Here is a 13,078-nt window from a genome sequence, read left to right as displayed (position 1 = left end):
AAACTGAATTTTTTGAGAATTGTGTAAAGGTTGGTTGTGGGATGTTTAAAAAATAATTTAAATGTGTTTCCAAAAAGAGAGTTTTGCATTTATTAAACTAGTTAAATGCACAGGATTTTTGTTCACTGTAATTTAGCATCAAAATTAAAAGACATGGACAATAGAATTTTAGGTCTGCATCATATTACTGCTATTGCAGACAACGCCAAAAGAAATTTAGATTTTTATACCAAAGTTTTAGGCGTAAGACTGGTAAAGAAAACCGTAAACTTTGATGATCCGGGAACGTATCATTTTTATTTCGGAAATGAAAACGGAACTCCGGGAACCATTCTTACATTCTTTCCGTGGGAAGGAATAGGAAAAGGAACCAATGGAAGCGGAATGGCTACTCATATCGGGTATTCTGTACCCAAAGGAAGTCTTGACTTTTGGAAAAACCATTTACAAAACCTTAATGTAACCACGGAAGAAGGCGAAATATTCGGAGAAAAGATGATTTCTTTTAAAGATCCGGACGGACTTCAGTTACAGTTAATAGAACCATTAGTTGAAGACAACAGAAAAGTATGGACCACGGATGATATCAAAGATGAAAATGCATTAAAAGGTTTTCACAATGTCACTCTAACCTTAAAAAAAGCAGATCCTACCATTAAAGTTCTGACCGATATTTTAGGATATGATTTGCAGAAACAGGAGGGAGAAAGATACAGATTAGCAACTGATGCTATTGATACCGCTAATATTGTTGATATTATTGAAAATGATACCATTCCGGCAGGTAGAAATGCAGCTGGAACCAATCACCATATTGCATTCAGAGTAAAAAATGATAATGTTTTGATGGAATATCGTGAGAAAGCCTTATCCGCAGGACTAAGCATCACACCAAAAATCAACAGAGATTATTTCTACTCACTGTATTTCCGTGAGCCGGGTGGTGTTTTGTTTGAAATAGCAACCGATAATCCTGGATTCACTGTAGATGAGCCTTTGGAAGAGTTGGGAACCAACCTTAAACTTCCTGTTCAATACGAAGGAATGCGTGAGAAAATAGAAGGAGTATTGCCGAACTTATCATAGGTCATCGGTCAGAACTTATAAAGATGCTAATTTTGAATTAAAAATTAAAAACAAGAAAAATGGAAAGAACAGAAATAGTTTTAGAAGGAAGAAAAGGAGAGATTCAGCTTTTCTCAGACGATCATAAAGCAGGTAAAATGGACATATCAGTTATAGGAAAAAAACTGACCGTTTACCATACCGAAGTAAATCCGGAATACGAAGGAAAAGGCTTTGCCAAAATCTTACTGGAAAGACTGGTTTCCTACGCAAGAGAAAACGATTTAAAGATTCTGCCGCTATGTCCCTATGTTCACGCACAGTTTAAGCGTCATCCGGAAGAATATAATGATGTATGGTTGAAGGAAGAACTGTAGGGAGTTTGAGAGTCGGGATGCGGGTTTTCGAGATTCGGGTTTTTGAGATTCGAGTTTGAGAGTCTGAGGGGAAGAGGGTTTGAGAATCTTGAGCTAAAAACAGAAGATGAATAAAGTTATTCTCGAACTTATCAACTCGAATCCCGAACCCCGAAATCTCGCCTCCATTATAATAACCAATTAACAATTTTATCACAATGAAACTTATCACAGGATTGCATCACGTTACGGCAATTACGGGCAATGCACAGGAAAATATAGACTTTTATACAGGAGTTTTAGGACTTCGTTTAGTCAAAAAAACGGTTAATTTTGATTACTCGGATGTTTATCATTTTTATTTCGGTGACGAATACGGAACACCGGGAACGATTATGACTACTTTTCCCTATGGTAAAGATCTGATTAATGGCAGACATGGCAAAGGAATGCTTAATACCACTGCTTTTTCAGTTTCTATAGACGCCCTGGATTATTGGATGAACCGTCTGGAGCAGTTTAATATTCCCTTCAAACAGCCGCAGCAAAGATTTTCTGATGAAGTTTTCATTTACCTGGAAGATTTTGACGGACTGGGACTGGAATTGGTTTTTAATAGTAAAGACGAAAGAAAAGGATATTACAATGGTTATATTCCAAAAGATTATGCCATCAAAGGGATTCATCATGTGGAAATCTGGCAGGATGCCTATGAAAGAACAGCAGCACTTCTGACGACCCAGATGGATCATAAAGTAATCAAAGAAAGCCCTGACCGATTGAGATTGGGAACCGACAACATGCCGGGAAAATATGTAGATCTGCTTTCTACCCCAAATGCCTTAAAAGGTTTAGCAGGAAGAGGTACCGTTCATCATGTGGCTTTTGCTACTCCCGACGCAGAGTCCCAGCTGGAAATGGTAAAGAGACTCAACGCATACGGATTGGAGCATACCGAAGTGAAAGACAGAAAATATTTTACTTCCGTATATTTTAAAGAACCGGGAGGCGTTTTGTTTGAAATAGCAACTTCAGGCCCAGGGTTCGATGTGGATGAAGAAGCTGCATTTTTAGGTGAAGATCTGCAATTGCCGCTACAGTTTGAAAAAAGAAGAGAACGTTTGAAAGAAGTTCTTCCCAAAATCGATTATCCAACAGAAAAATTCAGATAGAAATAATGAGTCATACTTTAAATATAAAAACAGCAGGAATACCCTTAAATCAGGCGGAAAAAGCTTTGATCATGATTCACGGACGCGGAGGAAGTGCTCAGGATATTCTGAGTTTATCCCAGCATTTGAATGTAAAAGACTATGCACTTCTAGCCCCACAGGCTTTGAATCACACCTGGTATCCTTTTTCATTTATAGCTCCGGTGGAACAAAACGAACCGTGGTTATCATCAGCTCTTGAAATGGTTGAAGAAACGGTAAAAGCGGTTGTCAATTCAGGAATAAAACCTGAAAATATATACTTTTTCGGATTTTCCCAGGGAGCCTGTCTTACCCTTGAATTTTTAGCCCGCAATGCTCAGAAGTTCGGTGGAGCGGCAGCTATTATTGGTGGCGTGATTGGAGATAAAATCAACCGTGAAAATTATAAAGGTGATTTTGCAGGGACTCCGGTTTTCCTGGGAACCAGCAATCCTGATTTTCATGTTCCGGTAGAAAGAGTATATGCTACAGCCAATATTTTAAGAGAAATGAATGCGGAGGTAACAGAAAAAGTATATGCCAATTTTGGACATTCTATTAACGAAGAAGAAATTGAATTGGCCAACTCGGTTATCTTTAAATAAGTACTTTTAACTTTGAATATATTCAATAACGGCGGGCTTTAGCCCGCCTTTAAAAAAATAAATTTACCACTGGCTTTAGCCCAAACATAAATGATCAGAATCTGAAATCTAACTTCAAAAAACATGCACGAACAATTACTTTTAATATTAGGCCTTTTATTACTCGTCATGCTGCTGGTGATGCTGGCACAACGGATCAAAATTGCCTATCCTATCTTTCTGGTACTTGCCGGGTTGGGGATCAGCCTTATTCCCGGAGTTCCTGTTTTAAAGCTGGATCCGGAGATTATATTTCTGATTTTCTTACCACCTCTTTTATACGAAGCAGCCTGGTACACTTCATGGAATGATTTCTGGAAATGGAAACGTCCCATCAGCTTGTTGGCATTTGGGTTGGTATTTCTTACATCTTTGGTTGTTGCTTACACTTCACAAATGCTGATTCCGGGATTTACACTGGCTTTAGGTTTTTTATTGGGAGGAATTGTTTCACCGCCTGATGCTGTGGCGGCCACTACGGTTTTAAAAGGATTAAAAGTACCAAAACGTACCCTCGCTATACTGGAAGGAGAAAGTCTTATCAATGATGCTTCCTCACTGATTGTTTTCAGGTTTGCGCTAGCTGCTGTAATGACAGGAGCGTTTTCAATGCATGAAGCTACAGGACAGTTTTTTCTGGTAGCAGGAATGGGAATTGTCGTAGGAATTGCCGGAGCACATATTTTTTATGCCATTCACCGTTTTTTACCTACAACACCTGCTATTGATGCGGCACTTACCGTAATGACGCCATATATTTTATTTCTTTCTGCAGAACATTTCCATTTTTCGGGAGTGATGGCGGTAGTGAGCGGAGGATTGTTTATGTCATTCCGTGCTCATGAGATTTTCAAAACCGGAACTACCAGAATCAATATGACAGGAGTCTGGAACACGCTCATCTTTGTGATGAATGCTTTGGTTTTTGTATTAATAGGTCTTGAACTTCCTGATATCATCAATGGATTGGGTGAAATTTCAGTAATGGAAGGCATCAAATATGGTTTGGTTATAAGTTTGATTGTCATTGTGGTACGTCTTTTATGGATCTATCCCGTAGCTCACCTTCCAAGGTGGTTCAGTGAAAAAGCCCGCCGTGATCCGAGTCCGGGATGGAAAAATCCTTTAATCATAGGCTGGGCAGGAATGAGAGGAGTGGTTTCCCTAGCAACAGCTTTGTCTATTCCGGTGATGATGAATTCACAAGCTGAGTTTCCTATGAGAAATCTGATCATTTTTATCACATTTGTCGTCATTTTTGTGACATTAGTGTTTCAGGGATTGACATTACCTTTGATTATTAAATTAACAAAAATAGGGGAGATCGATCATATTTTGCCTTCTCACGAACAGCAGGCCGGAATTCAGATGAGACTGGATAAACTTGCCGTTCAGAGGCTTGATAACGAATACAATGAGGTGTTGAACAGCAATAGTCTCCTTGAAAATCTTAAAAATACGCTGGAAAGTGATATCAAACTTCACCAGAATCATCTCAATTCTATTGAAATGTGTACCAACAGGCAAAACGATATGGCCGAATATCATAAAGTAATGATGGATATATTTGCCTTACAGAGAAAAGAACTCTTTAAAATGAAACGCGAAAAACTCTTCAGTGATGACGAGATCCGAAAAGCAGAATCACAACTGGATCTGAATGAATTAAAAATTACAGGAAATAAGCATTTATAGAGATATTACGAGATGGGGTTTCGGGCTTGAGAGTCATAGGGTTTGAGTGTTGTTAGGGTAGAGCAGGTTTCCAGATTCGGGTTATTGATTGGGTGCATTTGGGAGTAAAAGTGTTTAGATTTCTACGAATGGAAAAACTAAGCACTTTATCTATTCACACACTATGTCATTCCGCAGAAATCCAAATCGTCATTTTACCCTTTACATAAGCAGTATAAACATTAAACTCTGAACCTTGAACCTTGAATTTTAAACTTTAAACCTTCAACAACATGAAAACATTACATTTTTTAGTCATAGGAAAGAACCAGGAAATTCTGGATACTTTAAAAAGAATTATAGAAAACAATGAAGGCTGGACAGCAGACATACAAAGTGATGAAAATTTCTGCTATGAGTATATAAAAAATAATACAGTGGATATTGTCCTTTTAAGCTCTGGATTGGAAGAAGATTTTGAGAAAGATATAAAAATATTCTGTGCCGGTTTGAATAAGGACGTTAAAGTAATCGATCATTACGGAGGAGGAAGTGGACTTTTAAAGAATGAAGTTTACAGTCTTTTTCCTAATTTGCAGGGATAAACCTGACGCCATGTTTGAAAATATCATCAAAAATATTACACGATTTATTTCAATCACTCCTGAAGAAGAAAAAACCTTTACAGATCTGCTTGTTTGCCAGTCGTTTCCAAAGAAAACGGTTTTGCTCAGAGAAGGAGAAATCTGCCAGTTTGAAGGGTATATTCATAAAGGATGTGTGAGAATGTATTGTTTGGATGATAATGGTTCCGAAGTAACGTTACTGTTTGCCATCGAAGATTGGTGGATTAGTGATATTGCATCATTTCATGAACAGAAGCCTTCTAAGGTTTTTATCGAAACACTGGAAGACTCGGAAATCTATATGTTGAACCCGTCAACAAAAGAAAAACTGCTGCAGGAAGTTCCCAAATTTGAAAGAGTTTTCAGAATGCTGGTTCAGAGGAACCTGGCAACCCTGCAAAGCCGACTGGTGAATACCATTTCCAAAACCGCATCAGACAGATATCTTGAGTTCATCAAAGTATACCCTTCCATCCCGCAAAGAGTAGCACAATACTACATTGCTTCTTACCTTGGGGTTTCAAAAGAATTTGTAAGCACCATTAGGAAGCGTCTTGCTTCAAAGGAGAAATAAATCTTAGTTTTTTATACTTGCAGATTGCAGAGATTTCAAAAAAAGCAATCCAATATACTTCATACTGCCAGATACAAAAGTATCCGGCATTTTTTTTTGCTGAAAAGTCATTTATTAAACTAGTTAAATGTGCAGGGTTTCCGGTCTCTCTAAATTTGTCTCATCAAACAAGAACAAATAACAATCTGATATGGACAGAAAAGATTTTTTAAAGAAAGGATTATTGGGAACAGGAATGTTTGTAGCATCAGCTTCTTTGGCAAGCGCTATGAAAAATGATATCGATGAGATCGAACCACTAGAACCGATCGGATACAATCATCTTCCCAATACAGAATCAAAAATAAAAGAAAACTCTGTGATCCACAGAGCTGATACAAGAGGGAAGGCAGATCACGGATGGCTGTTGAGCCAGCACACTTTCAGTTTTGCCAATTATTATAACCCTGAAAGAATGCACTTTGGAGTATTGAGAGTCCTGAATGATGATAAAGTGGAAGCAGGAAGAGGTTTCGGAACCCACCCTCACGACAATATGGAAATCATCAGTATTCCTTTGGAAGGTGACCTTGAACACAAAGACAGCATGGGAAATACAGCGGTGATCAGAAGCGGAGATATTCAGGTCATGAGTGCAGGAACAGGAATTATGCACAGTGAGTTCAACAAAAACAGCGATAAGCTTGTAAAATTCCTTCAGATCTGGATTTATCCGAAAAAAAGAAATGTGACGCCGAGATATGATCAGATTACATTAGATAAAACCAAAAGTCACAATCAATTTCAGCAGATCCTTTCCCCCAATGCAGATGACGAAGGTGTATGGATTCATCAGGACGCATGGTTTCATCTGGGAACTTTTGATCAGAATAAAGAAACGCTTTATCAGATCAGAAAAAAAGGAAACGGAGTCTATGCTTTTATTTTGAAGGGAAGCGCAGAAATAGGCGGTGAGATTATAGAAGAACGAGATGGATTCGGAGTCTGGGATATTCAGGAAATTACGATCAAAACCCTTCAGGAAGGTACAGAAATCCTTTTAATGGAAGTACCGATGACACTATAAAAATTAAACAGAAATAACAACCCTTAAATTTTAAATTATTATGAAAAAATTAATCCTATCATTTGCAGCTGGTTTATTATCATTAGCAGCATCAGCTCAAAACCCCGGAAAATCATTATTAAATCCTACCAATCATGCCGTAGTGCTTATAGACCACGAAGGACAAATGGCTTTTGCAACCAAAAGCATCAGTATGGAAGAATTAAGAAATAATGTGGCACTGGTAGCGGGTGGATCAAAAATATTCAATGTTCCTACAGTAGTAACAACGGTGGCAGAAAAGTCATTCAGCGGACCTGTTTTCCCGGAAATTTCAGAAGTATATCCGCAAGCAACAAGCGGATATGTAGACAGAACTACCATGAATACATGGGAAGACGTTAATGCCCATAAAGCCATTACAGGAAAAAATAAAAAGAAACTGGTTTTCGCAGGATTATGGACAAGTGTATGTATCGTAGGACCTGTATTATCAGCGATTGACGAAGGTTACGATGTATATGTAGTAACAGATGCTTCTGGGGATATTTCTAAAGAAGCGCACGATCAGTCAATCACCCGTATGGTTCAGGCAGGAGCACATCCTATCACTTCTGTGCAGTATGTATTGGAACTGCAGAGAGACTGGGCTAGAAAAGAAACATACAAACCTGTTAATGATCTGATGAAAAAACATGGTGGAGCTTACGGTATTGGAATTCAGTATGCTCAGGAAATGTTAAAACACTAATGGGACTGTTTCGGCAGGCTGAAAGCCTGCCGAAACCTTCAAACTTAAATATTGAAATTATGAAACTACTGAATATACTTACCCTTTCCACAGTTTTGGCAGCAGGAATTCTGAATGCTCAGAAAGCAGACATGATCATTACCAATGGAAAGATTACCACAATGGATGATAAAAATCCGGAAGTACAGGCTGTTGGCATCAAAGACCATAAAATCTTACAGGTAGGAACCAATGCCCAGATTTTAAAATTAAAAAACGGCAATACAAAAGTCATTGATGCTAAAGGAAACAGAGTGATTCCAGGCTTATTTGACAGCCATTTGCATGTAATCAGAGGAGGACGATTTTACAATACCGAACTTCGTTGGGATGGTGTGAAATCTTTAAAAAGAGCTTTGGAAATGCTGAAAGAACAGGCTCAGAGAACACCGAAGGGACAATGGGTAAGAGTCATTGGAGGCTGGAATGAATATCAGTTTGAAGAAAAAAGACTTCCCACACTGGCTGAAATTAATGAAGCTACGGGAAATGTGCCTACTTTCATCATGTATCTCTATGGAAAAGCCTGGCTGAACAAAGCCGGATTAAAAGAACTGAATATCAATGGAGATACCCCAAACCCTGCTCAAGGTTTAATTGAAAAAGACAATAACGGAGATCCCACAGGATTATTGGTGGCAGAACCGAATGCATTTATTCTTTATTCAACATTAGCGAAACTTCCGGAACTGAAAGAAGAAGAAAAAGTAAATTCTACCCTTCAATACATGACGGAACTGAACAGATTGGGAGTGACTGCAGTAATGGACGCAGGTGGAGGATTCCAGAATTTTCCGGATGACTACGGAACAACGGATCAGCTGAACAAACAAGGGAAAATTACCGTTCGTCTTCCTTACTATTTATTTGCCCAGAAAAAAGGATCTGAGCTTGCCGATTACACCAAATGGATTGGAATGGTAGAAATTGACGACCATGGTCATAATGATTTTAATGAAATCGATTATCATGTCAACGGTGGAGGGGAAAACCTGGTATCAGACGGAGCCGACTTTGAAAACTTTCTTTTCCCACGACCGGAACTTCCGGCTACGATGGAGAAAAATATGAAAGAGGTGGTAAGTCTTCTGGTAAAAAACAAATGGCCTTTCAGAATTCATGCGACGTATAATGAAAGTATAACCAGATTTTTAAATGTCATTGAAGAAGTAAACAAAGAAATTCCTTTGAACGGATTAGTATGGTTTATCGACCACGCAGAAACCGTTACCGAAGATAATATGAAAAGAATCAAAGCGTTGGGCGGAGGAATTGCAGTACAGCACAGAATGGCGTATCAGGGAGAAAGCTTCATCCACAGATATGGTAAAAAACCAGCTTTGGCATCTCCTCCGGTGAAAAAAATGCTGGAAATGGGAATTCCGGTTGGATTAGGAACAGACGGAACAAGAGTCGCAAGTTATAACCCATGGGTAGCTTTATACTGGATCACCACAGGAAAAACAATAGGAGGAACTCAGGTGATGGGTAAAGAAAATACGCTGGACAGAAAAACTGCTTTATCACTTTCTACTTACGGAGGATACGAACTCATTAAAGACTATCAGAAAGGAAAAATACAGAAAGGATACTTTGCAGATCTTACCATTCTGGATAAAGATTATTTCACAGTCAATGATGAAGACATCAAAAACATCACCTCAAAATTGACGATCGTAGACGGAAAAGTCGTGTACGGAGATGAAACCTACAAAACAGCAGCTCCGGCACCACTTCCAGTCATCCCCGACTGGTCACCTGTAAAATATTACGGAGGCTATCAGACAAAATAATTTTTTAGCCATAAAAGTTTTTAATTATTCAAGTATCAACCAACGTTCCAACTGAAGGGGTGAAAATTCCCCTCCTTTGGAGGGGTGGCAAAAATTCTTTGAATTTTTGACGGGGTGGTCAACCCAGCATTAATACAATCACGACAATCAATTTAATTCATAGCTAAAATTTATTCCAATCATGAAAAAGTTAATCCATATCATCACCAATACCAATCCTGGAAGAAAATTAACAGATGCTGCCCTTCTAGCTTTCAGAATCTTCCTTTCTGTAGAATTAATCGTAGCGCACGGATTAAAAAAAATAGGAGTAGGCGTTTCAGAAGCAGAGCAGGTACCCAACCCGCTGCATCTTCCTGAAGCTTTCAACAGTCTTTTTGCTGATGCAGCCAATCTGATATTTCCGGTATTTGTGATCTTTGGTTTTTTCACAAGAATTGCAGTATTACCAATCCTGGCAGTGACCCTTACAGGATATTTTATACTTCATTGGAATGATGCTTTACTGGTGAAAGATACTCCTTTTATGTACAGTTTATGTTATCTGTTTTTACTGTTTATGGGAGCTGGAAGATATTCGGTGGATCATAATTTAACAAAGAAATCATCATGAAAAAACTGATCGCCATTGTACTGTTGCTGCAGATTTTTATTCCTGCTCAGCTTTCTGCTCAGTTTAAGTTGATGAGGTTTGATGAAGATTATGCTTCCCATAAAGACTCTGCAAAAACTTTTTACAACTCCATCAAATACATACCCATTGCAGAAAAAAGCAACAATTATCTTTCATTGGGAGGAGAAGCAAGACTGGAATTTGTAGACTTTAATAATGAAGATTGGGGAAGAATGGGAATTGGAAGCAATCCTTTTCTGATTCAAAGATACAGTGTACATGCAGATCTGCATCTGGGCTCAAGAGTAAGAATTTTCGGACAGGTGAGAAGTGCATGGGAAAATGGAAGAAAGAATGGTCCGAGACCTATTGACGAAGACCATTTGAATATTCAGAATCTTTTCATTGATGTTGATATTTTGAAAAATGATAAAGAAAAGTTGACCGTACGTGCCGGAAGACAGGAACTTGATTATGGAAGCGGAAGACTGATCTCGGTAAGGGAAGGTCCGAATTTAAGACTCTATTTTGATGGATTAAAATTCATGTACAAAAGAGGGAACTTCAGATCTGATGCCTTTATGATGGCTGCCAGTGAAATAAGCCCGGGAGCATTTGATAACAAATCTTCAAAATCAATCAACCTTTGGGGAAGTTACAACACATGGATTATTCCCAGAAGCGGAAATCTGGAGCTCTATTATTTAGGCATTCACAGAAAAGATGTACGTTTTGAAGACGGGCTTTCCGATGAGAACAGACATACTTTTGGCGGAAGATTCTGGAAATATGGAGGAGGTTTTATTTACAATTTCGAAGCAGCCTATCAGTTTGGGAACTTTAATAAAGGAAATATCAGTGCATGGACGGCTTCTGCAGACATCGGATACATGTTCGAGAATGTAAAAGGAAAACCGACCATCAACCTTAGAAACGATTATATTTCAGGAGACAGTAATAAAGGAGATGGAACATTGGGAACATTCAATCCATTGTATCCGAAAGGTGGGTATTTTGGATTTAATCCTCAGATCGGCCCGGTGAATTTAATTGATATTCATCCTTATGCAACGATTGATTTAGGTAAAAAAATAACAGTGCAGGCAGACGTAGTTTTCAACTGGAGATATTCTATCCAGGACGGGATTTACAGACCCAGCGGAACACTAAACCTGGCGTCTTCCAACTCAAAAAAGAGATACATCGGAACCGCATTTTTAGGAAGTTTCAATTATAAGATCAATCCATTTTTAACCTTTAATACAGGAATACAGTATTTCAATACCGGAGCTTTCATTAACGATGTAATCGACAACCACAAAGACGGACTCTTCATCAATTCCAGAATTGTATTTAAATTTTAAACACACACAAGGAATTTGAAATTTGAAAATGAGATCATTTGAAAATAAATTGAACAATTATCCCACATCAATGCACCTCTCCATCACAGAAACTACCTTTGAAAAGAAATAAAATTAGCCGGAGCGAAGCGACTCGCGCCTTAACAACATAAACCTTAAAAAAACTTTGCGCCCTTGCGTTATTCCAACAAACAAAAATTAAAACCAGCAACAAAAATAACCCGCAACTCGCATCCCGAACCCACAACAAACAACAAAAAATAAATCACATGAAAAATACACTAAAACAATCACTGTTAATTGCAGCTTTAGCATTATCTACCTTAAACTTTGCACAAACTACAACCACAGCTCCTGCAAAAACAACAGCCATCGGAACTTCCAAAACCTGGGGAACCGTAGACGGAATCTCCATGATAGGATTGGTACAGGGCCCATCGTCTGCTGACGCCCAGCTTCAGGTAGCCTGTGTTTTCGAATATACAGAAGGTGACATCTTCAGTGCTCAGGCATTGCCGGCAAAACTGAACGGATTGGTTCATCTTGATGAAGCTTTAAAAGGAGAACTGACCAATCTTAGAAAAACAGGACAGTTTCAGGGACATTCCTTGGAGACGATTTTAATTACGCCTCCTGCAGGATCGATGTCTGCAAAGAAATTATTGCTGATCGGTTTAGGTGACCGTAATAAATTCACCCCTGATTTAATGACTTCCGTAGGCGAAGTGGCAGCCCGTGAAGCTATGAGATTAGGCGTTACCAATTTTGCCTTTGCCAGTGACCTGAAAGATGCAGGAATAGATTCTCCAACTGCTTTGGTAGCGGGAAATGTAGTAAGAGGAATTGTACATGCCAACCGTTCTGAAAATTACCTGAAAGAACACAAATTATCCACCACAAAAAAATTAGAAAAAGTATACCTTCTGGCTGGTCCTGCCTTCTTTGAAACCGCAGGTGGAGGAATTTCCGATGCCATTTCAGAAGTAAAAAAGAAATAATGAACTAGTTTCATTACATTGTTGATCCGGCCCTCTTTTTTAGAGGGCTTTTTGTATAAAAATAATTACGATTATATATCTAAAAAGCAATTTGTTAAACGCAAAGTTGAATATATATTCCCTTAAATTTTAAGAGAGCAAAGATGGAATCAATGAAATTGATTCTTTCCAAGCTTATGGATTATTCTTCTGCTCCATCAGCGACTTTAGTCGCATTTCTTTGCTCCCTCAAATAAATAATAGAATCCAATAACCTTTGCGTGAAAATATATTGTAAAACTTTACTCCTTTTATAGAACAAGACGTAATTTACTCTTTCTCAACGCTAAGTCCTCAACATTTA

Annotated in this window: 13 protein-coding genes; all 13 read left to right on the top strand. The window is 38.4% G+C overall.

All coding sequences use genetic code 11. The features are described from left to right. The first annotated feature begins 153 nt into the window (after positions 1-153). Positions 154-1,086, top strand: a complete 933-nt coding sequence (locus tag A1704_RS07560; protein WP_062672144.1) for a ring-cleaving dioxygenase — start codon at positions 154-156, stop codon at positions 1,084-1,086. A gap of 59 nt (positions 1,087-1,145) precedes the next feature. Beyond that, on the top strand, positions 1,146-1,442 hold the full coding sequence (locus A1704_RS07555; protein ID WP_047433770.1) for a GNAT family N-acetyltransferase: 297 nt from the start codon (positions 1,146-1,148) through the stop codon (positions 1,440-1,442). 197 nt (positions 1,443-1,639) lie between these two features. After that, complete coding sequence (locus A1704_RS07550; protein ID WP_062672102.1) at positions 1,640-2,593, top strand: ring-cleaving dioxygenase; 954 nt, start codon at positions 1,640-1,642, stop codon at positions 2,591-2,593. Positions 2,594-2,598: 5 nt separating this feature from the next. Then, entirely contained in the window at positions 2,599-3,219 is a 621-nt protein-coding gene (locus A1704_RS07545; RefSeq protein ID WP_062672101.1) for an alpha/beta hydrolase, read from the top strand. Positions 3,220-3,342: 123 nt separating this feature from the next. After that, a complete protein-coding gene (locus A1704_RS07540; RefSeq protein WP_062672100.1) occupies positions 3,343-4,953 on the top strand; it encodes a Na+/H+ antiporter in 1,611 nt (536 codons plus the stop codon). 272 nt (positions 4,954-5,225) lie between these two features. After that, on the top strand, positions 5,226-5,537 hold the full coding sequence (locus A1704_RS07535; protein ID WP_062672098.1) for a hypothetical protein: 312 nt from the start codon (positions 5,226-5,228) through the stop codon (positions 5,535-5,537). 10 nt (positions 5,538-5,547) lie between these two features. Then, positions 5,548-6,132 (top strand): Crp/Fnr family transcriptional regulator, encoded by a 585-nt coding sequence (locus A1704_RS07530; RefSeq protein WP_062672096.1) that lies wholly within the window; start codon positions 5,548-5,550, stop codon positions 6,130-6,132. Positions 6,133-6,322: 190 nt separating this feature from the next. Beyond that, entirely contained in the window at positions 6,323-7,198 is an 876-nt protein-coding gene (locus A1704_RS07520) for a pirin family protein (RefSeq protein WP_062672092.1), read from the top strand. 40 nt (positions 7,199-7,238) lie between these two features. Beyond that, positions 7,239-7,928: a hydrolase gene (locus tag A1704_RS07515; protein ID WP_062672090.1), complete on the top strand. Its 690-nt coding sequence runs from the start codon at positions 7,239-7,241 to the stop codon at positions 7,926-7,928. A 59-nt stretch (positions 7,929-7,987) separates the two neighbouring features. Then, entirely contained in the window at positions 7,988-9,760 is a 1,773-nt protein-coding gene (locus tag A1704_RS07510) for an amidohydrolase (protein WP_062672142.1), read from the top strand. Between the two features lie 181 nt (positions 9,761-9,941). Then, positions 9,942-10,373 carry a DoxX family protein gene (locus tag A1704_RS07505; protein ID WP_062672088.1) on the top strand — a complete coding sequence of 144 codons (432 nt, stop codon included), beginning with the start codon at positions 9,942-9,944 and terminating at the stop codon, positions 10,371-10,373. Beyond that, on the top strand, positions 10,370-11,737 hold the full coding sequence (locus tag A1704_RS07500) for an alginate export family protein (protein WP_062672086.1): 1,368 nt from the start codon (positions 10,370-10,372) through the stop codon (positions 11,735-11,737). The genes A1704_RS07505 and A1704_RS07500 overlap by 4 nt, the downstream gene beginning before the upstream one ends. A gap of 269 nt (positions 11,738-12,006) precedes the next feature. Beyond that, positions 12,007-12,735 (top strand): M17 family peptidase N-terminal domain-containing protein, encoded by a 729-nt coding sequence (locus tag A1704_RS07495; protein ID WP_062672084.1) that lies wholly within the window; start codon positions 12,007-12,009, stop codon positions 12,733-12,735. Positions 12,736-13,078 lie beyond the last annotated feature (343 nt).

The organism is Chryseobacterium cucumeris, assembly GCF_001593385.1.
Lineage (GTDB): Bacteria > Bacteroidota > Bacteroidia > Flavobacteriales > Weeksellaceae > Chryseobacterium > Chryseobacterium cucumeris.
Note: the sequence above shows the minus strand (reverse complement) of the source record. Positions and strands in the feature narration are given on the sequence as shown.